The organism is Micromonospora sp. C95 (assembly GCF_018070465.1).
Lineage (GTDB): Bacteria > Actinomycetota > Actinomycetes > Mycobacteriales > Micromonosporaceae > Micromonospora.
The window spans coordinates 185,192-207,856 of record NZ_JAGPXT010000001.1; the positions used below are offsets into that span (position 1 = coordinate 185,192).

General features: G+C 71.7%; 21 protein-coding genes. 8 read left to right on the forward strand and 13 right to left on the reverse strand.

Annotation, left to right across the window (positions count from 1 at the left end; all coding sequences use genetic code 11):
- Positions 1-173 precede the first annotated feature (173 nt).
- The 12 genes from KBX00_RS00845 to KBX00_RS00900 form a co-directional block, all read right to left on the reverse strand.
- A complete protein-coding gene (locus tag KBX00_RS00845) occupies positions 174-518 on the reverse strand; it encodes an Lsr2 family protein (RefSeq protein ID WP_210822215.1) in 345 nt (114 codons plus the stop codon).
- Positions 519-549: 31 nt separating this feature from the next.
- A complete protein-coding gene (locus tag KBX00_RS00850; protein ID WP_210822217.1) occupies positions 550-1,686 on the reverse strand; it encodes a monooxygenase in 1,137 nt (378 codons plus the stop codon).
- A 256-nt stretch (positions 1,687-1,942) separates the two neighbouring features.
- Positions 1,943-2,260 carry a hypothetical protein gene (locus tag KBX00_RS00855; protein ID WP_210822219.1) on the reverse strand — a complete coding sequence of 106 codons (318 nt, stop codon included), beginning with the start codon at positions 2,258-2,260 and terminating at the stop codon, positions 1,943-1,945.
- The gene (locus tag KBX00_RS00860; RefSeq protein WP_210822221.1) at positions 2,257-3,102 is read right to left on the reverse strand and encodes a hypothetical protein; all 846 of its coding nucleotides are present in this window, start codon (positions 3,100-3,102) and stop codon (positions 2,257-2,259) included. The genes KBX00_RS00855 and KBX00_RS00860 overlap by 4 nt, the downstream gene beginning before the upstream one ends.
- Before the next feature lie 415 nt (positions 3,103-3,517).
- Entirely contained in the window at positions 3,518-4,330 is an 813-nt protein-coding gene (locus tag KBX00_RS00865) for a hypothetical protein (protein WP_210822224.1), read from the reverse strand.
- Positions 4,331-4,818: 488 nt separating this feature from the next.
- Positions 4,819-5,703, reverse strand: coding sequence for a replication-relaxation family protein (locus KBX00_RS00870; RefSeq protein WP_210822812.1), 885 nt, complete (start codon positions 5,701-5,703; stop codon positions 4,819-4,821).
- A gap of 344 nt (positions 5,704-6,047) precedes the next feature.
- Positions 6,048-8,555, reverse strand: coding sequence for a helicase HerA domain-containing protein (locus KBX00_RS00875; RefSeq protein ID WP_210822234.1), 2,508 nt, complete (start codon positions 8,553-8,555; stop codon positions 6,048-6,050).
- Entirely contained in the window at positions 8,552-10,384 is a 1,833-nt protein-coding gene (locus tag KBX00_RS00880; protein WP_210822236.1) for a VirB4 family type IV secretion system protein, read from the reverse strand. Before KBX00_RS00880 ends, KBX00_RS00875 begins: the two co-directional genes overlap by 4 nt.
- Positions 10,381-11,346, reverse strand: coding sequence for a PrgI family protein (locus tag KBX00_RS00885; RefSeq protein ID WP_210822238.1), 966 nt, complete (start codon positions 11,344-11,346; stop codon positions 10,381-10,383). Before KBX00_RS00885 ends, KBX00_RS00880 begins: the two co-directional genes overlap by 4 nt.
- Positions 11,343-12,254, reverse strand: coding sequence for a conjugal transfer protein TrbL family protein (locus KBX00_RS00890; protein WP_210822240.1), 912 nt, complete (start codon positions 12,252-12,254; stop codon positions 11,343-11,345). Before KBX00_RS00890 ends, KBX00_RS00885 begins: the two co-directional genes overlap by 4 nt.
- A 2-nt stretch (positions 12,255-12,256) precedes the next feature.
- The gene (locus tag KBX00_RS00895; RefSeq protein ID WP_210822242.1) at positions 12,257-12,667 is read right to left on the reverse strand and encodes a pilin; all 411 of its coding nucleotides are present in this window, start codon (positions 12,665-12,667) and stop codon (positions 12,257-12,259) included.
- 630 nt (positions 12,668-13,297) lie between these two features.
- Complete coding sequence (locus KBX00_RS00900) at positions 13,298-14,179, reverse strand: hypothetical protein (RefSeq protein ID WP_210822244.1); 882 nt, start codon at positions 14,177-14,179, stop codon at positions 13,298-13,300.
- Between the two features lie 842 nt (positions 14,180-15,021).
- Here KBX00_RS00900 and KBX00_RS00905 point away from each other — a divergent pair.
- From KBX00_RS00905 to KBX00_RS00925, 5 genes are all read left to right on the forward strand, one after another.
- Positions 15,022-15,954 carry a hypothetical protein gene (locus KBX00_RS00905; protein ID WP_210822246.1) on the forward strand — a complete coding sequence of 311 codons (933 nt, stop codon included), beginning with the start codon at positions 15,022-15,024 and terminating at the stop codon, positions 15,952-15,954.
- Positions 15,938-16,912: a TRM11 family methyltransferase gene (locus KBX00_RS00910; RefSeq protein ID WP_210822248.1), complete on the forward strand. Its 975-nt coding sequence runs from the start codon at positions 15,938-15,940 to the stop codon at positions 16,910-16,912. The genes KBX00_RS00905 and KBX00_RS00910 overlap by 17 nt, the downstream gene beginning before the upstream one ends.
- The gene (locus tag KBX00_RS00915) at positions 16,909-17,775 is read left to right on the forward strand and encodes a hypothetical protein (RefSeq protein ID WP_210822250.1); all 867 of its coding nucleotides are present in this window, start codon (positions 16,909-16,911) and stop codon (positions 17,773-17,775) included. Before KBX00_RS00910 ends, KBX00_RS00915 begins: the two co-directional genes overlap by 4 nt.
- On the forward strand, positions 17,772-18,323 hold the full coding sequence (locus KBX00_RS00920) for a DNA cytosine methyltransferase (RefSeq protein ID WP_210822252.1): 552 nt from the start codon (positions 17,772-17,774) through the stop codon (positions 18,321-18,323). Before KBX00_RS00915 ends, KBX00_RS00920 begins: the two co-directional genes overlap by 4 nt.
- A gap of 154 nt (positions 18,324-18,477) precedes the next feature.
- The gene (locus KBX00_RS00925) at positions 18,478-18,969 is read left to right on the forward strand and encodes a hypothetical protein (RefSeq protein WP_301547118.1); all 492 of its coding nucleotides are present in this window, start codon (positions 18,478-18,480) and stop codon (positions 18,967-18,969) included.
- Between the two features lie 26 nt (positions 18,970-18,995).
- Here KBX00_RS00925 and KBX00_RS00930 read toward each other — a convergent pair whose 3' ends face one another.
- Positions 18,996-20,318 (reverse strand): NYN domain-containing protein, encoded by a 1,323-nt coding sequence (locus tag KBX00_RS00930; RefSeq protein WP_184680189.1) that lies wholly within the window; start codon positions 20,316-20,318, stop codon positions 18,996-18,998.
- A gap of 155 nt (positions 20,319-20,473) precedes the next feature.
- On the opposite strand from KBX00_RS00930, the gene KBX00_RS00935 reads away from it, so the two are divergent.
- The 3 genes from KBX00_RS00935 to KBX00_RS00945 all read left to right on the forward strand — a co-directional run bounded on the left by KBX00_RS00935 (position 20,474) and on the right by KBX00_RS00945 (position 22,663).
- Positions 20,474-20,824 carry a hypothetical protein gene (locus tag KBX00_RS00935; RefSeq protein ID WP_301547119.1) on the forward strand — a complete coding sequence of 117 codons (351 nt, stop codon included), beginning with the start codon at positions 20,474-20,476 and terminating at the stop codon, positions 20,822-20,824.
- On the forward strand, positions 20,821-22,296 hold the full coding sequence (locus KBX00_RS00940; RefSeq protein ID WP_210822256.1) for a tyrosine-type recombinase/integrase: 1,476 nt from the start codon (positions 20,821-20,823) through the stop codon (positions 22,294-22,296). The genes KBX00_RS00935 and KBX00_RS00940 overlap by 4 nt, the downstream gene beginning before the upstream one ends.
- Positions 22,297-22,402: 106 nt before the next feature.
- Positions 22,403-22,663, forward strand: a complete 261-nt coding sequence (locus KBX00_RS00945; protein ID WP_210822258.1) for a hypothetical protein — start codon at positions 22,403-22,405, stop codon at positions 22,661-22,663.
- Positions 22,664-22,665: the final 2 nt, after the last annotated feature.

Sequence of the window (22,665 nt, forward strand, 5' to 3'; positions counted from 1 at the left end):
CGTGGCCCCCTTTCTCCTGCCATCGGGCAGGGGTTGGTGAGTGAGGCGCGCGCACTGATCCACGCTTCGAATCAGGCATTGATCAAGTCATCTGCCCGTACTGCGGGACTTCGGCGGCGCGCACAGGTATGCCGGCCGGCGAGATCACCGGGCGGCACATTGAGGACCAAGGGTCAGTGCGCGGCGTGGTAGGCGTCGCGGACCGTGGCGGGGATGACGCCGCCGGTTCGTGGTCGGGGCAGGTTCAGCTCCTGCCAGTTCGTGGTCCACCACCAGGTGCGGATCTCCTGGGTGCGGCTGGTGGTGGTGCCGCGCTGCCGCCGTGGCGCCTTGGCCTGTTTCGGCAGGCGGCGTCCCGCGGTGATGAAGGGGGCGAAGGCGGCGGCCATACGGTCGAAGTTGCTGGCGGACAGGTCGATCTCGTAGGTGACGCCGTTGAAGGTGAACTGGTAGGTGCCGACGTCGTCGGTGGAGCCGTCGAGGTCGTCGACGACGATCGCGGTGGTTTGGGTGGCCACGAGGGCCACCTCCTTTCCTTCGAGGGGCGGGTTACTGGGCGGTCTGGGTGCCGAGGCCGAGCTGGTGGCCAATGGCGGGCCCGCGGTGTACGGCGGCGACGGCGGCGGGCAGGTGTCGGCGTTGCCAGCCGTGCAGGGCGGCGGTGAGGTCGGCGGCGTACTTGCGGTGCTGGGTGAGGGCGGCGACGAGGCCGGCGGCCTGTTCGATGCCGTTGTTGGCGCCGCGGGCGGTGTGCGGGCGGACGGGGGCGAGGGCATCACCGAGCAGCACGGCGTGACCGCCGCCGCCGACCGGCCAGACCATGCGCTGCGGTGGGGTGATGTCGAGGACCGGTACCGCCATCCGGTTGGTGGTGGCGTGGACGACGGCGGCGTGGTCGGCCGGCAGCAGCAGGTCGGCGTGGGTGTCGACGTGGGTGCGGGCGGCGGGGCCGACGTGTCGGGGTAGGGCGAAGACCCGGCGGGTGGGGTCGGCCCCGAACCGCTGCGCGTATTCGCTGCTGGTGCAGTTGAGGTAGAAGGTCCAGTCGCAACCGCCGGGTACCGGGGCGAGGTTGAACTGCACGCCGGGGCAGGGCTGCAGCCGCAGGAAGTCCCGCAGCCCGGGTTCGGGGGTGATGTTGGCGATGCCGCGGTGGGCGACGTAGCCGGCGTACCGCAGGGTCCGGTCGGGGTCGAGCAGCCGGCGGCCGGTGGAGGAGCGGCCGTCGGCGAACACGACCAGGTCGGCGGCCTCGGTGTGGCCGTCGCGGAAGCACAGCTCCGGCTGGCCGGTCTGTTCGGCCAGGGCGGTGACCTTCATGCCGGTGTGCAGGACACCGGCGGGGAGGCGGCGAGTCAGCGCCTGGTGCAGCAGCGTCCAGGTGGTGTTGCGGCCCGGGTAGGTGCGTCGGATGGTCTCGGCGGGGTGGCGGTCGCGGATGGTCATCTGGACGATGGCCTCGGAGTCGTGGGTGACGAACTCGTGTTGCGGGATGTCGAGGCGGTCGAGCACGTCCAGGGCGGGATGTTCCAGGCCGATGAGGCCGCCGCCCAGGGGCGCGGACGCCGGCGCCGCCTCGTAGACGGTGACGTCGTCGAATCCGGCGTGCAGCAACAGCAGCGCGGTGACGGGGCCGGTGATGCTGCCGCCGACGACCGCGATGCGGGGCCTGCTGGTGGATGTCATGAGGGTTCCCTTCGGCAGGGGTGGGAACCCGGGCACGGCCGTGCCCGGGTCTGCGCGAGTGCGCGGGTGGCCGGGCATCGGCCAGGTCGTGCCAGTGCGAAGCGGGTCAACGGCGGTAGGCCGTGGACGCGCGGGTCAGCCGCCGTGGTGCGGCGGGTGGATGGACGTGTGCGAGGAGCGGGGCCGGGCTGCGCCGGCTGGTGCGCGAGGTGCGACCGAGCGGCGGGCAGCGCGGCAGGGTGCGGCCTTGGTGGGGTTACCGGCCGGGCGTGGTGAACGGCGGCGGCACGGGAAGGATCCGCCGCGCCCGCTGCAGCACCTCGTCGGCGACCGGGATCAACGGCGTCGCGTCCAGCGCGGTGGTCGGGGTGGTGCGGTGCCAGCTGTGACCCGGGCTGCTGGCGATGATCGTCCAGGTGAACAGTGGGGTGAGGACCTCGGCGACCGCCATGCTCTGCTTGGCGTAGCTGTCCCGGTAGACCCGCACCCGCAGGACGTAACCGTCGATGTGGTGCACCCGGGTCAGCTCGTAGCAGCCGGGGCCGCCCTGGTGGACCACGTTGTCGACGATCACCGCGACCGGTCCTTCGGGTCGGCGGTGCGGAAGGTCGCCTCGGACGCGACAAGGGTCCACGGCCACTGGTAGGCGCCGACGGCGTAGCAGCGGTTGGCGTCCGGGACGACCCGGTCGTCCTCGACCCAGCGACCGTCCAAGCCGTCGTCGTGCTCCCACTCGACGACAACCTCGTCGCCGTCGAACCGCAGCCGGGGATGCTCGCCCGGCATGTCACCGGGGTAGAGGCCGTCGAGTTGGGCGGCCATACGCTGCACCGCGAACAGAGGGAAGCGGCACAGCAGGCCGGTGCGGGTGAGAGTGGTGTAGCCGGGGGCGACCATGGCGCGGTAGGCGCCGCCGCCGACCACGTCGCAGGTCACGGTCGCCGGGGTCCAGGTGGACAGCGGCGGGATGATGTCGCCGCGGTGGCGGGAGATGCGGTAGCGGTCGCCGGTGTTGTCGCTCGCCGGGTCGGGGTGAAGCCCGAACCAGTGCAGCCCGTGGTGGCGGGCGTAGCGGAGCAGGTCGAGCAGGTCCCGCCGGCCGTCACGATGTTCGGTGTGCAGGGGCAGGAATCCGTGTCCGTCGTCGGCGGGGACCGGGTTGCCGGTGGCGCCGGTGGCGGTGTGGGTCCACGTTTCGGCGAGGACCCGGTGGTCGGCGCCGTCGGCGTCGTACCAGCGGGGGATCCCGTTGGAGGACAACCAGTCCCCGTCGGTGTCGTGGGACCAGATGAGCGCGGCCTGGTCCGGGACACCGGCCCGGTACTGCTGCCGGGTGCGCAGGTGCGCGCTGGTGGCGGCGGCGTGTTCGGCGAGGGGCAGGACGTCGTCGACGCGGAACCACAGTCGGTCGGACATGGCGAAGGAACCTCCTGGTAGGGGAAGAGGGAAAGGTCGGCCGTTCGCCGGCCGGGCTTGCGGGAGCCCCAGCCCGGGGCGCCGGGCGGTGCCGCACGGGGCCGGCAGTGGGTCCACGCCACGCCGCTTTGGCCCCCCGTGGGTAGGGCGGATGGCCCGCAGGAGCGGGTCGGATGTAGTGCAGGCGGGCGTGGTTCAGGTGTGGTCAATGTCGTGTGGGCGTGTGGCCGCACTCGTCGCGGCGGGTGTGTGCGTCGCAGGGGCCGGGACGCTCAAGGGCCGCGGCTGCAAAGCTCGCGTCTGCTGCTGGTGGCCGGGGCGGCGGGGAAGGGGGTGGAGCCGGTCGGGCCGCCGCCGATCCCCAGGGAAGAAGGGATGGGTGGCGGTGCCCGACCGGTTCCGGATCCCGGTGGTGCTACAGGGCGACGGCGAGCAGCCGTTGGCCGGCCTCGATGGTGTCGAGGTACCGGTTCGCCTGCTCGAGGTAGGTCACCCGGTGGGTGAGGGCGTCGCTCGCGGGTGCGAACTTGTGCCCGTCCGGGGTGAGCAGGGCGTCGCCGCACACGGCGGTGGTGGCGCTGTAGTGCTGGTAGGCCATCGGGCCTGCCTGGAACATCTCCAGCTCACCAGGGCTGAGGTGGGCGGCGCCGTAGCTGGCCGCGTTGTGCATCCGCATCGCGTTGACGCGGGGCTGGTTGTTGAAGTCCGCCTCGGCTCGCTCGCGCGGGTATTTGGCGGGGTCCGCCAGGTGGCGGGCCAGCAGGGTCGGCCACGGGGTGGCCGGCCGGGTGCCGTGCACGACCTGCTGCCACAGTTGGTGGCGGATGCCGGCGCCGACGCCGGCGGCGTGACGCATGGCGTCCAGGTCGAGCAGCTTGACCGGTCCGCCGGCGCAGTACACCGGACGTCCCTTGCGCGGTGCGACCAGGTCGCGCCGCTGCCACAGCCACATGTCCGGGATGGCCCAGAAACGGGACTGCAGGGTGCCGGACACGCCGAAGTGCCGGTCGAGCTGGGTGGCGGTCAGGGCCTGCGACGGCAGTCCGTCGGGCAGGCAGACGATCATGGTGTTAATCGTCGCGGTCGGCGTGACCACCGGGCTGGTGGGCGCCGTGGTGCTGGCGGTGGTGGCCGCGGGGGCGGGCTTGCGGCCCGGGCGGGCCGTCACCGTCGCCACGCGGGTGCCGTAGCGGCTCAGCGGAGTCGCGGCACCGTTGGTTGCGGTCATGAGGGGTTCCTCCTTCGGTTGGGGCGCGTTGTTGGGCGCGCGGAAGTGGTCGGCCCACCGGGTACATGGGTCGACGCACGGGACGAACAGGAAATGGGTGCAGCAGAGTCGCTGCTGGTGGAGCGGGCTGGTGCTGGCGTTGCGGGTTGGTGCGGGTGGTGCGGTGCGACCTGGGGTCGCCGCGCGGCGCGGGCGCCGACCGGCCGTGAAGGCGGGTGGGCGGAGCGCACCGTTGGGGTGCGGCGGTGGTTCCCGAGGTGGGACCGGACCGGGTGGAGCGATATATAGGTGAAGGTGGTGCCGATGAAGGTAGCGGCCGGATCTGTCAGCGCCGGCCGCCGTCTCGATCGTCAGAAGTGCGGTTGACCTGCCCTGTCAGACGACCGCTCGATTAAGCGGGTGAGGAACGGTGAGGCTGTGAGATCCGGTCGGTCTCACAGTCGCCCACGACGGTGGACACCCCCCTCCGCGTGCGGTGAAGGTGGGCGTCAGGGCTCCGGGGCGGTGGGGCCGCTGAGGTCGGTGTCGGTGAAGCGGTGCGGGTTGGTGGCCGGGTTGTCCGGGCCGTGATCTGAGGGCAGTTCATGCAGCCAGCGGCGCAGGCCCGGATCGGTGGTGAGGGTCCAGGCGGGCCCGGCGGGGTGCTCGCTGTGCAGGCCGGTGGCGACGGGCATGGCGGTGGGCACTCCGGCGAGGGCGTCGAGGAGGTGCTGTTCGCGGCGGCGGCCGGGGACGCGCAGCAGCACCGGGTACCGCGGCCCGTAGCGGGCGAGCTGCTCGTAGCCGCGCAGCTTGCGCAGCACGGTGCCGAGGGGTTCGGTGCCGTTGTCGTGTTCGAGGAAGAACCCGACGGCGCGCCCACCGGCGTGCCAGATGCCGTGCCCGTCGGGCTGGACCCCGGCCCCGCTGCCGGCGGCGTAGGAGGCGGCGGCGAACGCGGCGGTGGTGTGCTGTTCGGACCACCACCGCGCCAGCCGGGCGTGCTCGTCGGCGCGGGCGTAGCCGATCAGGTCGATGAACAGCTGGTTGGTGCCGAGCAGGTGGGCTAGGCGGCGGCTGCCGATGATGCGTTCCGTCCGTTCGATGCTGGTCCGCGGCGCTCGGGCACCAGCGCTGTTCGGGTCGTTGAACTGGGTCGGGTGGACCACGGCACCGAGTGGGCCGAGGGTGTAGAGGTGCTGGCCGCTGCCGGTGGTGACGTCCACGAACCGGCTGACCGCCTCCAACCGGTGCAGCTGGGCGAGGCGGAGCCGGGCAGAGCGACGCGACGGGAACAGCGCCGACGTGATCTGGTCGGTGGAGAGCACGTAGTGCTCGGCGAGCAACCGCAACAGTTGGTGATCACGGGTGGTGAGTCGACGAAGCCGGTCCAGACGAGCGAGACGGGAGGACGAACGGGAACCGGACGAGGAGCCGGAGGAGGAGGCGGACGACGACCGGGAGACGGAGTTGTTGGTAGGCACGGTGGATGCTCCAAGCGGAAGAGGAGTTCCCTCCGAGGGGAGGGTGTCTGAGTTCGGTGAGGTGGTCACCGGAGGCTGCTGACCGCCGGTGAGCGGCACTGACAGACCCGGAGAGCCGGAATCTGTCAGTGCGGTGTGGTGATCGGTGGTGAAGGGCTGGTGAAGCCCTCACGGAAGGGGTGACCGGGACGCAGTAGACCCGGCCGACCTGGTCGGCCTGGTCTGTCGATCTCTCGCCAACCGCCCTGCGGCGTTCAGGCGTTCGCCTTCGGACCGCTCTTGCCCCGGGCCCGGCGGTTGTCGTCGGGTCGGGCCGAGAACCGGTCGACGAGGTCATCGATAGCGCTGGTGTCCTGCGCCGGCACCGCCTGCGCCGCGGCCTGCCGGATCACCGTCGCCTCCCCCACGACCGGCTTCGGCGGTCGGGTCTTGAGGGTGAACGCCGGTGTCTGCCGCCCGGCGACGACGAGGCGTCCGGCGGCGGTGTAGGCGTCCAGGTGGGTCAGGTCGTGCTCGTCGAGTTCGGGCAAGGTATGCCTCGCGAGGACGCGGGCGTCCTCGGGGGCGACGGAGAAGTACAGCTTGTTGCGGGCGTTCGCCGAAGCAGCGGCGAGGAGGTCCTTCGGGAACTGGGCCAGGTCCTGGTGTGCGAGGACCATCGACAGCCGGTACTTGCGCGCCTCCGCCAACATCGAGTCGAGACTGTTGGCGAGGGTCAGGAAGTTCTGACACTCGTCGATGATCAACGTGGCATCCCGGCGTCTGTCCGCCGGCACGGCCGCCCGGGCGGTCGCGGCCTGCCACACCTGCGCCAGCACGAGCGAGCCGAGCAGCTTGCTGGTGTCCTCACCCAACTGCCCCTTTGGGATGCGCACCAGCAGCGCCCCACCGTCGAGGACCTTGCCCATGTCGAAGCTGGACCGGGGGTAGCGCATGGTGCGTTTAACGAAGTCCCGCAGCAGGAACGCCCGCAGGCGGGCCAGGACCGGGCCGATGACCTGGGAGCGCAGGGCGGGGTTGAGGTCGTCGTACCACTGCCAGAACCCAGACAGACCGGCCGGATCGTCCAGGCCAACGGTCATCGCCGACCGGAACTGGGCCGAGTTGAGCAGGGGCGGGATGTGTTGGAGGGTGACGTTGGCGTGCCGCAGCAGGGTCAGGCAGGCCACCCTCATGACGTCGTCCATCCGCGGCCCCCACGCCTTCGCGAAGATGTTCCCGAAGATCGACACGAGGTTGTCCACGACCAGGTCCGGGTCGGTGCCGGACAGCGGGTTGAGGGTGGGCGGGTTGGGCTGGTCGGGGTCGAACAGCACCACCCGCCCGGCGACGGACGCGGGAAGCCGGTCGAGGATGTCGAGGACCATGTCGCCGTGCGGGTCGATGACGACAGTGCCCCGGCCGGCTTTGATGTCCTCGACCGCGAGGTTCACCAGCAGGGTCGTCTTCCCGGAGCCCGTCGATCCGACCACATGCATGTGATACCTCGCATCGGCGACGGACAGGGCCACCGCGTGGCCACCCACTTCAGCGTCGCCGAGGACCTTCATCCCGCGGCCGCCGGTCGGCACCGCCACAGGGGCGGGCATGGACTTCGCTCGCGCCCGGTCCAGCCCCGGCACGGCCAGATCCCGGGGCAGGGCGGCGAGGACGGCCAGCTCGGGGGTGGAGGCCAGGAACCCCGCTCCGAGCCGCCGTGTGGCCAGCACGGCCACCGGGTGCGCCATCCGCGCCCGGTGGGCGAGCCGGTTGCGGCCGGCGTAGACGGCGAACGACGAGGCGACCGCGTCCGCGACACCGCGCAGCCTGCCCTCCGGCCGGGAGCCACCGCGGTGGTTGTTCTTCGCGATGGCGTAGCGGATGCCGATCGTCCACAGCGGGTGGGCGGTCTTGTCGAGGATCGCCCGCACGTCCCGCTCCACGCCGGGGTCCCGGCGGCCGGCCGGCTGGCCGCCGCTGCGGGTGGTGGCGGTACGGCCGGGAAGGAACGCCTCGAGGATCCACAGCAGCGGGGCGGCGGGATTGATGGCCGGTACGGCCGTCTTACCGTCGCGCATTCGGCCGGCGGCGCGGCGGGCTCGTGCGGTCCGTCGTGGGGCGGCGGGGCGGGCGAGGACCTGCACGCAGGCGTACTCGTCCGGCTTGAGCTGCGACCCGGCCGACATCAGCGCTCGGAGCGGGTCGTTGTCGTGGTCGGTTTCGAACGGCAACCACTCGGCGGCGGTCGGCAGCAGGTGCCCGCCGACGGCGGCCGGCACATCGAGGGGGATCGGCGGTGGGGCCTGGTCGTCGGTGGTGCAGGCGGCGCCGGGCCAGGCGGCCCGCACGGCGGCCTCGACCGCCCCGGCCGGCACCGTTCCGGGTACCCAGATCGAGATGAGCAGCTGCCGGCCGGTCCAGGTGTACTGCCACACCACGTGCGGGCCGCCGTACAGCAGCCGGCGACGGCGGGACGGGGTGAGCGTGCCGTGCAGGTTCGCCCACAGCGCGGCGGCGCTGTGCGGGTCGACCTCCGGCGGTGGGGCGACCGTGACAAGGCGGGCGCCCTCGGCGTGGCGGCGGTGCCGCCACCCGTCGAGCAGGTTCCGCCCGGCGACATAGGCCACCAGCAGGGCGGCGGCGACGCCGACCAGCCACGGCCGGTCCACGGCCCAACCCGCGACGTGCAGGACCCAGCGCGTGGGCGTACTCGGCGGGTATATGACGCCGACGCCCGGCCCGGAAGGGCTGGGCGTCGACGATAGGGCACGCAGGGGTGTCATAGGTCCTCCTCCTGGTCGTCGGGGTCGAGGTCGGCCAGGTCGGACGGCTTCGTGGTCGCGAGAAGGTGTTCGGCCTGGGAGGAGATCGACTCGAACGCGGTCCGGTTCGTGCCGGAGATCAGCAGGCCGTGCCCGACCCGGGCGGACAGCAGCATCCGCCGCTCGCCCGCGGTGAGGCCGAACGCGTCGGCGACCTGGTCGATGGCCTGCGGGGCCTGCTTGAGCAACACCTGCGTGGCCGCGTTCGAGACGACGGCCTGGCCGAGGTCGGTGCCGAGCACGTCGGCGACGTCCTGGGTGATGACCGACAGGCCAGCGTTGCGCTTCCGGCCGGCCTTGGACATTTTGAACAGGAACCGGGCGCCTTCACCGTCGCGCATCAGCAGCCACGCCTCATCCACCACGACCAGCCGCCGCGCCTCCGGCGAGGAGCTGGTGCGGTACTGCCGCGGCAGGTCGACCTGCCGCCAGATCTCGTCCAAGGCGAGCAGAGTGCCGACGGTCCGTAGCTCGTCCGGCAGGTGCCGCAGGCTCCACACGACGAGGTGCCCGTCCGGGCGGGTCGTGGTCGGGGAGTCGAACAGGTCGGAGTACGAACCAGCCACCCACGGGGCGAGTCTGGCGGCGAGTTCGTGCGCGGCGGCGGCGTCGTCAGCTCGCAGGGTCGCGGCCAGATCCTTCAGCAGGGGCGCCGGCCGGTGGTGGGTGGCCGGGTCGGCCGTGATGCCCGCCTGCCGGTACACCCGCAGGATCGCCCGGTCCAGGGCGGCGCGTTCGGCGGGCGGCGGCAGCTGCCCCACCAACACGCTGATCAGCGTGTGGAGGAACAGGCCGCGGCGGGTGAGCACGTCCGGGCGGGTGTCCCCGACCGGCAGGTCCAGGGGATTGATCTTCACGCCGGGTGCGCCGAGCCGCACGATGGTGCCGCCGACCGCGTCCGCGAGGCGGAGGTATTCGTCCTCGGGGTCAACCACGGAGACCTGCACCCCCTGGTACAGGTTGCGCAGCACGTCGAGCTTGACGAAGTAGGACTTCCCGGCGCCGGAACGGGCGAGGATCACGCTGTTGTGGTTCTCCTGCGCCCACCGGTCCCACCAGACGATGCCCTGCGAGTCCGGGTTGACCCCGTACAGCACCCCACCGGTGGTGGCCGGGTCACCGGGCAGCGGCGCCGGCAGATCCGCGCTGGCCAGGGGAAACGCGGCGGCCAGGGCCTGGGTGTCCATGGTGCGGCGCATCTGCAGGCTGTCCGTCGCCAAGGGCAGGGTGGTGGTCCAGCCGGGCAGATGCCGCCACGTCGCGGGCTGCACTTCGATCAGGGTGGACGCGGCAGCGGCCTTCACCTGCGCGCACGCGTCGAGGAGTTCCGCTTCGGTGCGGGCGTGCACGGTCAGGTACAGGCCGACGCGGAACAGCTTCGCCGCACCCCGGGCGAGGCGTTCGGCGAGGTCGGCGGCGTCGTCGGCGGCGGCCTCCACGTACGGGTCGGCCAGCTTGCCCTTCTGCTCGTCGGCCCGCCGGGAGGACTCGAACCGGGCCCGCTGGTTGCGCAGCCGCGACGCGGCGACCGGCGCGGGGATCGGGTCGATGTGCAGGGCCAGGTCGAGGCGACCCGGCCAGGACAGCAGCGGCTCCAGCCACGCCGGCCCGACCTCGGCCGGGTAGCCGGTGACCACGAGGGTGGCGGCGTAGCCGTCGCCGACCCGCAGCCACCGGGGCGTCACCTCCACCGAGGCCGGTGCCACCGTAGCCGCGACGCCTCCGGCGGGGGGGAGCGCCGTGGCGTTCGGGCGGGTGCGGGTCGTCGGGCGGCGTAGGCGGATCGTCATGATGATGTCCTTCGGGATGTCGACCTCCGGGCCGGAGGTCCGGTGATGGTGGTGTCGGGGGCGGCCAGTCCGCCGGGGCGGGGCGGCCGGTAGGGGTCGGCCGCGGCGGCGAGCGCCGCGGTGGTGGCGTGGCCATCCAGGGCGCGGGTGGTGACGCCGAGTCCGGACAGGGACCGGACGGTCTGGTCGGCGCGGCGTCGGGCGGCGTGCTCGCCACGCTCACCGGAGGTGGTGCGGGTGACGATGAGGACCTGCCGGCGCAGCGGATCCCGGCGCTGCGCGAGGTCGTCGAGGAACCGGGCGTGGTCGGCCGCAGCGTCGGCGAGAGCCGGGTGCGGCATCCCGTCCGCCGTATGGGCGAGGGTGCGGGCGGCGGAATGCAGGTCGACCGGCTGCGCCGACACCACGATCTGCGTCGGCGTCGACAGACTGTTGAGCCAGCGGCCGAAGGTGTCAACCAGGGCGGCCTGCTCGTCGGCGGTGCGCAGAGCCAGGTTGACGCTGGTCGCGGCGACCATCGCCGCCTTCACCCCGTCGAGGTTGATCTCCCCGTGGTCGTCGATGGCGTCGGCGGGAAGCTTCAGCGGCGCCGGCAGCATCACTCTCGACGCCGGGGCCTGCACCCAGTCGGGTGTCTTCGCGGTGGTGTCGGTGGTGGACAGCGCGCGTGGCGCCCGAGAGTGGCGGACCGCGGCCAGCAGCCACAGGTCCATGGGCAGTCCATCGCGGCGGCCGACCGCGAGGCCGAACACCAGGCCGCCGAGCACGACAGCCGCGCCGAGCAGCACCGGCGCGGGCACGATCGCGTGGAGGGCCCGCCAGGCGCCGTAGAAGATGACGGCGGCGACGGCGAGGATCGCGAGTTGCCGGAACGTCAGCCCGTAGAGCACCTTGTCCGGGGCGTCCACGTCGGCGGGCATCCGGGCGGTGACCGGTTGTTCGTCGCGGCGGTCGCGGCTCATCGCCCCACCGCCCGAAGGCCGGGGATGCGCAGGCCGCGGGTGAGTTGCTGCACCACGACGACCCGCACGATCGCGCCGAGCGGGTTGCCGCCGCGTCCGCCGCCGCTGGTGGCATAGCGGCGCAGTAGCCCCGGCACCTTGAGCGTGGTCCAGAGCAGGACCATCACCACGAACAGGTTGAGCACGCCGCCCGGTTCGACCGGTAGGCCGAGCAGCGGCAGCATGTTGCTGGTGTCCAGCAGCATCCACTGTCCGGCGAACAGGACGAACGCCTGCGCCACGGGGATGGCCAGCATGGCGCCGTAGGAGCGCCACCACATGCGGGCCACCCCGTCGGTCTGCGGCAGGGCGTGACAGGCGAGGGCGATCGGGGCGACCGCGGTGAGGATCAGGGCGACCGCGAACCGGACGATCACACTGCAGGCCGTGGCGGCGAGCAGGAACACGATGATCGCCAGGCAGACGAGGAACAGCAGCCCGGCGGTCTGGTCCCGGGCGGCGAGCAGGTGGGTCTTGATCGCGTCGAGGGCGCTGTCGCCGTGGAAGTCCTGCGCGGTCAGGGCGGTGGTGAACGCGTTGGCCAGCGCGATGAGTTGGCCGGCGATCAGTTGGGAGAAGTGGGCGGTGACGAACCCGACGACACACCGCGGCATGAGGTCCTTGGCGGTGTAGCGGGCCCGTTCGTCGCCGCCGGCGACCATGGTCAGGACGCCGGCGGCGACGAACACCAGGACGAAGACGGTGTCGACGACCCAGATCGACCGTCCGGTCAGGGCCTGCACCTGCGGCAGGGCGGTGACGTCCGGAGTGATCAGCAGCGCGTGGGTGATCGCGGTGATCAACCCGTTGAGGCAGTCCAGGAGCAGACCGGCGAACCAGTCGAGGATCTGGTCGAGCGCCCAGGTCATCGTCAGCCTCCGACGATTCCCTTGACGACCTGCAGCAGGATCGGCGCGAGCACGGCCAGGCCGTAGCCGATCAGGGCGTTCTTCAACGCACCCTTGGCCTTGTCGACCTGGGCCGGGTCGCCACCGGCGGTGGCCCAGTACACGCCCGCGAGGACCAGGAACAGGGTGGCGACGGCGGCGAGGATGCCCATCACCCAGGTCTGCAGGTTGGCGATGACGGTGGGCAGGTCGTTGGCGGCCAGGATGACCGGGCCGCCGGGGTCGGCGTAGGCGGCGGCCGGCACCGCCAGCAGCGTCACGGCCGCGGCAGCGGCCGTGGCGACGCGGGCGATGCGGCGAAGCGCACGAGTGGTCATCGGCGCGTGGGACAGGGCGGTCAGGGCACGGAAACGTACCCACAGCGGGCGGAACATGATGGCGGCACCTCCCGCCCCGGCTCGCGCCGGGGCGATTCGACGTGGGTAGGAGGCCGCCGCCGGGCTCGGGAGACGCCTGTCGGAGGGGACCGTGGTGAACCTCGGGAGGAGCTCGTCCTCCCGTTCGGGTAAGCGGTGATCGATGAGGTGTCAGCGCATCAACGTGGCGCGGCACCCGAGGCACCCGGTCCCATACCGACCAGGCCTCCCGGCCCGGCGGCGGACGGAACCCGCTGGCGCCGTGGTGGCGTCGGAGGAGTTCCGCACCCTCAAACCGGCGTTTGTGAGCCGTGGCGAACACCTGCCGATCCCACAGCACTCCGACACGACCTCACGAACCTCTGACAGCCCTGGTCAGCGGCATTTCCGACGATCACGCCGCCGGGGGCGGACCTCGCCGTCGGCTCGGCCCCGAATCTCACAGCCGCCGAATCAACACCCCGTCAGCGCCGCTGTCAGATCCGCGAGAGATCCGTCAGGCCCGCTCGGCAGCGGCCACGGCGGTTCTCCTCCGAACCGGGTGGGGCCGGTCGCAGCGGTGGAAAGGGGCTGGGTTCGCCGGACGTGGTCGCGGGCCCGACCAGATGGTCGGGCCCGCGACCGGAGAGCCTGCGGAATGGTCGACGGTCAGGCGGCTGCCAGCCTCACCTGCGCCGCGGCCGGCCGGGCGCCACCGCGGGCGGCCCGGATGTGCTGCCGTCGCTCGGCCGCAGCGGCGAGGTCTTCCCGCGCCCGGGGCGAGGTCGCCTCGGTGAGCATCCCGGCGGCGAGCGCGTCGGCAATGCGGACGTCGATGCGCTCGACGCGCCGCCGCAGCGTGTCGACCTCCAGGCCGAGGCGGGCGGCGATGGGTTCGATAGCCCGCCGGCCCAGCCGCACGTCGATGTAGGGCTGCTCGTCGCAGGCGTCGACGATGCCCAACTCGACCGCCCGGCGTACGAGAAGGTCCGGATGCCCGTAGGGACGCTTCGGGGTACGGGAGCCGGTGACATGGTCGAGGTCGTCCACCGGCACGGCCTCGGCGCCGTCACGCTGCCGCAGCTCGTGGCCGGCCCGCCACGCCGCCATGCACAACGCCGCGTACGGCGCCGGCTTGGCCAGATCGACCCGGTCCCGCAGAGCGCCGAGGAAGCCGGTGAGGATCTCGGCGTCCAGGTCGTGAGCGTCACCGGCCCAGCCGGTGTGCAGCCGGCCGGCGTAGCGGCGCAGCGCCGGCATCGCCAGAGCGACCGCGGCGATGACCCAGGCGGGCCCGCCGAGACGGGCGCGGCGGACCAACTCCCGCCACACGACGTCACGCGCCGTGTAGGCGCGGGGATGCTCCAGCAGCCACTGCCGCAACGCCGGCAGCGCGATGACACCACCGGGCAGACCGCTGTCATCGCCGAGTTGGTCGGCCAGCGGGTCGAGGTCCAGTGACAACGGATCGGGATCACAGGTCAGGGCGGCGAACGCGGTGTCCACGGCGTCCAGCGGTGAGTCGGGCCAGTCCTTGGCGGACGCGGTCATGTCACGAACTCCCATGTCAGAGACGAATGTCGATGACGGGCCGGAGGTGTAGAGCCGGCGCGCCTGACCGCCATTGCGCCACCTCGGTCTCACCGGCCCCTGACAACGCAGGCCGACAGGCATGGAACATCAGCTCGACGGCGTCAGCCGCCACCGGCCACCCGCTGACTGCAGACCAGCGTCAGCGCGCGTCGCCGTTCTGACAAAGCCGCGTTGACCTGCGCCTTGACACGACAGGAGGCGGCGGACACAGGACCAAGGCCGCGAGGGACATGACACCGCCGAGGGGTCTGACAACGGGGGACTGCCGGTCTCACAGCGTCTGGCAGCGCCCCGCGGACGGCGTGGTGTCAGCTCGCGACCGACTGACACCACGGCCGAGTGTCATCGTCACCGCGCCGTCTGACAGCGTTCGTCCGGCGTAGGGACGGTCTGACACGCCCGCCGCCTCCGATGACAGTCCGGCACCGGTGTCCTCGGTGACATCGCCACCTTCGGGACAGACGCCGCTGCCGTCCAGGACACCGGACGGCGATCTGACAAGACCGGCCAGCACCCGCGTGTCATCGATCTAAGTCGCTGTCATGGTCGAGGTGGTCGTGACCGTGCGCGTCTGACAGCCGGAGGTGGCGGAGGGCTGTGACGATCTCACGACGCCCGCCTGGCCCAGTCGAGCCAGCGACCGCCAAATCATCCCGCGTTCCCGAGGTCAGCCGAGCGGACAGGAATCGGCTGTCAGACAGTCGTGAGATCACCGTGAGATCGGCAGGTGTTCGCCACAGCTGACAAACACCGGTTTGAGGGTGTCAGCGCACCACGGCGCGGCGCGGAGCCGACACCACATGAGCGAGCACACGCCGCAGCACCACAACCCGCAGCACGATCCCACCGTCGACACCGGCACCCTGGCCGAGGTCGACCCCACCCCGACCGACCTGGTTGCCGGCGACCCGCCGGTACCGCTTACCGTCTGGCGCACCGCCCGCACCCCGGGCGACGCCGGCCGAAGCATCGGCACCCGCCTCGCCGCCCGGCTCGTCGCCGCCTACAGCCGCCCCGGTGAGGTCGTCGTCGACCTCACCGGCGACCACGCCCTCACCTCCGCCTGCGCGGCCGGGGGCCGTCGGCACCACCCAGCGTGGTTCACCGACGCGTCCAGCCTGATCGTCGGCCCGGCCACTCCCCGTCCGCCCGCCGGCACCGCCGGCGGCACCGCCGGCGGCACCGACGAGGACGAGGACCTGCCGGAGATGGGGGCCTGGTTCGGCGACGACCTCACCGACCCGGACCTGCACCCACCGGCCGACACGGTCGCCGGCCCGCCGCCCGGCGGTTCCCTGCAGCAGGCGACCAGTCTCGTGGTCGCCTGCTGGCCCCTCGACCCCAATGCCGCGACCAACCGGGTGCGGCTGGCGTGGCTGCTGACCGGCTGCGCCGCGCTGCTGCAGCCGGGTGGCTGCCTGATCCTCGTCGTCACCGTTCCGGCCGGCACCACCGCCCGGCCGGAGGACTTCTCCGGCGTGGTCCAGGCCGCCGCCAGTGTCGGGCTGGGCTACCTGCAGCACCTCGTCGCGGTCACCGCCGACAGCGACGGGGACGCGTTCGTGTACCACGTCACCGACGAGGAATTGCTCACCCTCACCACCGCCCTGGGCGACCGGTGGCGGGTGGCGCATCTGCGGGTCCACGCGGACCTGATGGTGTTCAGCCAGACCCAGCACCAGCGTCAGGCTCCGCGCCGGGGCGGGCGCGAGGGCGGTGGTCGCCGTGGCTAAGCACCGCGCACAAACCAACCCCAGCGAGCCCGACGGGCAGACCACGACGGCTGCCGCCACGAGCACTGGCCCGGTCGGGCGTCATCGGGCTGCTCCCGGCCCGGAGGGCCTGTCGGTGTGGGCTACCGCGCAGTCGACCGGCCCGGTCCAGCGCCGCGGCCGGTATGTGCGCGAGTCGGTGCAGCACCCGGCGCGGATGCTGCCCGCGATCGCCGCGCACGCCGTCACCGCCTACACCCAGCCGGGTGACCTGGTGCTGGACCCGATGTGTGGGATCGGCACGACCCTGGTCGAGGCGATCCACGCCGACCGGGACGCGATCGGGGTGGAGTACGAGTCCCGGTGGTCCGACATCGCCGACGCCAACATCAAGCACGCCCATGCCCAGGGTGCGACCGGACGGGCCGGGGTGATCCGCGGCGACGCCACCGGCATCCTGTCGCTCGTACCCGGGGCCCTGGCCGGGCAGGTGGCGCTGGTGGTGACGTCGCCGCCGTACGGGCCGACCGTGCACGGCCTGGTCCGGCCCGGCGCCGACGGGGTGGCCAAGTTCGACAACGCCTACAACGACGGCACCGACCGCGGGAACCTCGCCTACCGCGACCTCACCGGACTCGCCGACGGGTTCGCCCAGATCCTCGCCGGCTGCCACACCCTCCTGCGCCCCGGCGGAGTCGTCGTCGTGACCGCCAGGCCGTGGCGCAAGCACGGCGAACTCGTCGACCTGCCCAGCGCGGTGATCGGCGCCGGCATCCGGGCTGGCCTCACCCCGGTGGACCGGTGTGTGGCGCTGCTCGCGGCCGTCCGCGATGGCGGGCTCGTGGCGCGGCCGTCGTTCTTTCAACTCCAGGCCGTCCGTAAGGCCCGAGCTGGTGGCACTCCCATGCACCTGATCGCGCACGAGGACGTCCTCGTGTTCGTCAAGAGCCCGGCGCCGGAATCCGGGGTGGTGGCGTGACCGCACCCACCCACCGCTACCTGTCCCTGGGCGCCGGTGTGCAGAGCTCCACGCTCCTGCTGCTGGCCGCCCAGGGCAGGATCCCACCGTTTGACGCCGCAGTCTTCGCCGACACCTCGTGGGAACCGGCCGCCGTCTACCGGCACCTAGGCCGGCTGACCGGGATCGCCGAGCGGGCCGGGATCGAGGTCGTACGCGTCAGCGCCGGGAACATCCGCGCTGACGCGCTCGACCCGGCCCACCGCTTCGCCAGCATGCCCCTGTTCACCCTCGGGCCGGCCGGCGAGCGGGGCATGGCCCGCCGGCAGTGCACCAGCGAATACAAGATCAAACCGATCAAGGCGGAGGTGCGGCGCCGGCTCGGCTACCCGCACCCGAGGCGGGTACCGGCCGGCGTGATCGCGGAGATGGCGATCGGGATCAGCCTGGACGAGATCGGCCGGGCCCGCGACGCCGACGTCGCCTACATGCGCAACGTCTTCCCCCTGCTGGACCTCGGTTGGCGGCGCGACGACTGCTTGCGTTACCTGCGCCGGCACGGCCTCGGAAACACCCCGAAGTCGTCGTGCGTCGGGTGCCCGTTCCACGACGACGGCTTCTGGGCCGCCCTGCGGGAGAACAGCCCGACCGAGTGGGCCGACGCGGTCGCCTTCGACACGGCGGTCCGCCACGGCTCCGCCCGGGCCAACGCCGCCGGGCAGCCACTGCGCGGCCAGTTCTTCCTGCATCGGCAGCGGGTGCCACTCGACGAGGTGGTACTGCATCCACGCCCGCGGCCGGCGGACTCGCCGAGCTGCGGGCCGTGGACCTGCCCCCACGACACTCCCGTGCCCGGCGGCGCTGACCGTGGGGAGGTGGCGTGACCATTGCCCACCCAACCTCCCCACGGATCGGATCGCTCTGCACCGGCTACGGCGGCCTCGACATGGCCGTCGAGCTGGTGCTCGGTGGCCACCTCGCCTGGTACGCCGAAACCGACCGGCACGCCACCACCGTCCTGGCCCACCATTGGCCCCACGTGCCCAACCTCGGCGACATCCGCACCCTCGACTGGAGCAGCGTCGAACCCGTCGACATCCTCACCGCCGGATTCCCCTGCCAGGACATCAGCAACGCCGGTAAACGCGCCGGCATCACCGGAGAACACTCCAGCCTGTGGACCCACATCGCCACAGCCGTTCGCATACTTCGACCCCGGCTGCTCTTCGTGGAGAACGTCGCCGCGCTCCTGCGACGCGGATTCGACGTCGTCCACGCCGACCTGGCCCAGATCGGGTACGACACGAGCTGGACATGCCTACGCGCATCCGACATCGGCGCAGCCCACCGCCGGGACAGGCTATTCCTGCTGGCCACACCCACCGTTCGGCTGGGAGGGGGTGCGGACGCTACCGACACCGTGCGCCCGTGATGGGAAAGGGCCCGGTCACCAGTACGGGCTGCCTGACCTGATCGAGGCGTCCGGCTCCACCCGTGGCCTGCTGCCCACCCCGAGGGCCAGCGACACTGGTACTCCAGGACGGCGAGCGGGGGCCGGGTTCCGGCCCCCGCTGTCGCAGGTCCTGTTGCCCACCCCACGGGCCACCGACGGAACGAAGGGCTGCCCCGGGCAGCGCGGCTCACACGGCGACCTGACACTGCCGTCGGCGGCCGTGCAGGTACCGGCCCGGTCCCTGCCCACCCCGCGCGCGTCCGACGCGCGCGGGCCTGGCCAGCACGGCGACGGCGGTGCGGATCTACGCACCACCGTTGCCGGGCTCGGCCAGCCCGACGCAGGCCAGTGGGGCGTCTACGCCGCCGCTGTGGCCCGCTGGGAGTTGCTGCTCGGCCGGCCCGCGCCGGAACCCACCCAGCTGGGCCAGCACAGCAAGCCCGTCCTGGCGCCACCGTTCGTGGAATGGCTCATGGGACTCGACGAGCACTGGGTCACCGACCCAACTCTCCGGCTGCCGCGCACCGCCGCACTACGGGTTCTCGGCAACGGCGTCGTCCCCCAGCAGGCTGCCGCGGCGTTGCGGCTTCTGCTGTGCCCTCGTCGGTGGGAGGGGTCCGCGTGACCAGCTGTCGCCGCGGGTGGAACAAGCTACGAAGGGTTCTCCGTCCGGTCTACCTGCTCGGGATTGTTGTCCGGTGTTGCGCCCAGCCAGGTGTGGACCGTCGTGATCTCCTCGTCGGAGAACGTGATCTCCGCTGCGTCGGCGCGGCTGAGGACGTTGCCGACGAACGCCGCTGCGATGTCGTCGGCTGTCGGTGGGGGTTGACGGTGCAGCGGGCAACCGCCGAACGACGTGCCCCGCACGACGAACGCGACGGCGTTGCGGCTGACCGGCAGCCCCTGGTCGCGTAGCTGGTCTCGGGCCCAGCTGGTGCAGTGGGTCAGGTTGAACCGCTGGGACTGGGCGTACTCCGCGAGTGTCCGGTAGATCGCCGGCCACCAGTGTTGCGGCATTCGCGGCAGGTCGAGCTGATCGCCCAAGCGCTCAACGACGTCCGGCAGGGCGACGCGTGGCGTCGCGGTGGCCGCCTCCGGAGCCGGGTGGCGGCTGGTGTCCCAGATCAGGTACTGCGACGTCTGCAGGTTCGGCAACGTCAAGCTCGCCACCGCACGGGCGAAGCTACCGAAGCCGAACCAGTTGCTGTCCGTGACCGACGGACCGAGCTGCATCCGCAGCCGGGAAGCGAGCGAAGCCATATTCAACGGCTCAGTCGCCGTGGCGTACTCCTGGGTCACGATAGACCGGAAGGCCTCGTACGCCTCGCTTTGACCAGAGGCAGGGGCGTCACCCGCGACCGCGGCCACATGTTCGTCCAACCCGTCCTCCACCTCACTGTCGGGCTCGTCGTCGAGATCGACCGACTCGCCCTGCACCAGTGCCAACAGGTGCTGGCTGTCGAGAACCTGGTCGGCGATCGCGGTGAAGGCCTCAGCCGCGTCGGCCGGTGACACGATCATGGTTCGCCGGTCGGAACGGCGTAGGCGTTGCAGCAGAGGTGTCATGTCGGAGTCGCCGGAGGCGATGACGAACTCGTCATACCGGGTGTCGACGGACAGTGCGTCGACGGCGTCAACGACGATCCTGATGTCGGCCGCGTTCTTCGTGCTGCTATAGCGAGGGCAGTCGATCACATCGAAGCCGGCGCGGACGAACGACGGCCGGAACTTCGAGAAGTACAACCGCGTTTGCTCCCCATCTGGGTCTGCGCGGTACACCCAGCCCGCGGGGTTGAGGTAGCAGCGCAGGACCAGCCAGCGCCGTACGCCATCCGTCGTGGCCGTCGTCGCCAGCCGGCGCAGCCATCCCCCCGGATCCTCGGCGAAGTGAACTGCCACGTCCGGGTCCAACTTGTAGAGGCCGCTGAACACGTTGTCGAAGTCGAGGTAGAGCGCCGCCCGAACGTGATCCACGAGCGCAACCTACCAACGTTGAGCAAGGACGCCATCACCCCGTCTTCACGGCAGTACGTGTGAGGGCGGGGTGATGGTCCGCTACAAGCGAGGGCCGCACCTGTCCGACTTGACCTCACTTTCCTTTCCCCTTTCGAGACTCGGGAGTAATCACCGTGACCAGCCACGACATCAATCCCAGAACCCCCGCCAGCGGTGGCGAGGTGTGGACCGAAGAGCGCATCCGCGCGCTCGGCGCGATCACCGACCTGCCCACCGCCGGACGTGTCTTCGGCCTGGGACGCGCCCTGTCCTACGACCTCGCCCGCACCGGCGACTTCCCGGTGCCGGTCCTGCGGGTCGGCGCCCGCTACAAGGTGCCCGTCGCCGGGATCCTCACCGCCCTGGGTCTGTCGCCGACGTCCGGCGACTTGACCCTGGGCGGGATGCGAAGCGTCGATCACCAGGACGAAATCAGCAGCATCGACCCGCCGCACACTGGCGGCGACAGGAAGAAGGAACCGTGACCCGCACCCGCAGCCCCGAAGGGGCCCTCACCAAACGCTGCACCTGCACCGACCCCGACACCGGCAAGAGGCTGGGGAGCCGGTGCCCGAGACTGCGCCGGCCGGGCGGCGGCTGGCACCCCACCCACGGGGTATGGGGCTACCAACTCGAACTGCCCGTCCGACCCGCGCGGCCCCGCCGGCAGCTACGCCGGTCCGGCTTCGACAGCCGCGACACCGCCGCCGCCGAGTTGCGGCACGCCCGCGCGCTGCTCGATGTCGCCGACGGCGACACCCACGTCGCGGCGCAGATCGGAGACCTGCTGCACTCCTGCCAGCCCGGCACCCCGCTGCCCGACCGCGACGCGGTTGCCGCCCGTGTCCGCGCCGGCGTGCCTGCCTCCGTGCCGACCACCACCGGCGAGTACCTGAACGCGTGGCTGGACGGACGGCGGGGACTGGCGGAGAAGACGGTGCGCGGCTACTCCGACCACATCCGCCTCTACCTGATTCCCCACCTCGGTGCCATCCCGATCCAGAGCCTACGGACGGCCCACATCGAGGGCATGTTCACCGCCATCGCGGTCAAGCAGGACGAGATCCGCGCCGCCCGCGCGAGCAGCGACCCCGAGATCCGGGCGAACGTGAAGGGCGTCCGGCCGATGGGCGCATCGAGCACACACCGGCTGTACGCCACGGTGCGCAAGGCACTCAACGACGCCGTCGTCCGAGCGAAGCTGATCCCCACCAACCCCGCCCTCGGCGTCGAGTTGCCCTCCGCGAAACGACCCAAGGCGCGGGTCTGGACCGCGAAGGCGGTCGAGCACTGGCAGTCCACCGGCAGGCGTCCCAGCCCGGTCATGGTGTGGATGCCGCAGCAGGCCGGACAGTTCCTCGACCACGCGCAACGCCACGACATCGTCCTCTACGCGATGTTCCTGCTCATCCTGCACCGAGGCCTACGCCGGGGCGAGGCCTGCGGTCTCCGCGACCACGACGTCGACCTCGACGCCGGCTACCTCACCGTCGTAGAACAGATCACCACCGTCGGCTACACCCCCATCGTCCGGCCGGTGAAAAGCGACGCCGGCGACCGGGTCATCCCTCTCGGCCCGAAAACGATCGCCGCCCTGCGCTCCTACCTCGACATGCGCCGCCGCTGGCAACAGGTCAACGACACCGGATGGCCCGACAGCGGCCGATTCTTCGTCCGTCCCGACGGCAAGGCCTGGCACCCCCAGACAATCAGCGACCGCTTCGACCACCTCGTCGCCACCGCAGGCCTGCCACCCGTACGGCTGCACGACCTCCGGCACTGCGCCGCCACCTACCTGCGCCACGGCGGCGCCGACATGAAAGAGGTCCAGGAAACCCTCGGCCACTCCACCATCGGCCTGACCTCCGACACCTACACCACCGTCATCCTCGAACTCGAACGCAGTGGCGCGGATGCCGTCGCCGACCTCATCCCGCGCAGCGACACGGCCGCATAGCGTGCGAGACGCACCGTGCAGCACGCCGACGCACCACGAAATCGCCCGGCTGAGGGGCCTATGCCGCTTCCTTGCCCGCCATTCCCCGGCGTGACAGCATCTGCGGATGGGCATCTTCGACTCCGTCGCACGCGGCATGGGTAGCCTCCGCCCGCTGTCCGACGAGGAACTCGAAGACGAACGCGAAGCGCTACGACAGCGCTACGTATCCAGCGACAACGTCGGTGAGGCGTCGAACCTCTACGACGAGCTGCACCGCTACGACAAAGAGATGACGCGCCGCGCCAACGAGGCCTACGAGCGCGACAACCCGGACGCAACCACCAGGCACCGTGAACACGGCTGGTACCTGCCGAATGACGACTAGCG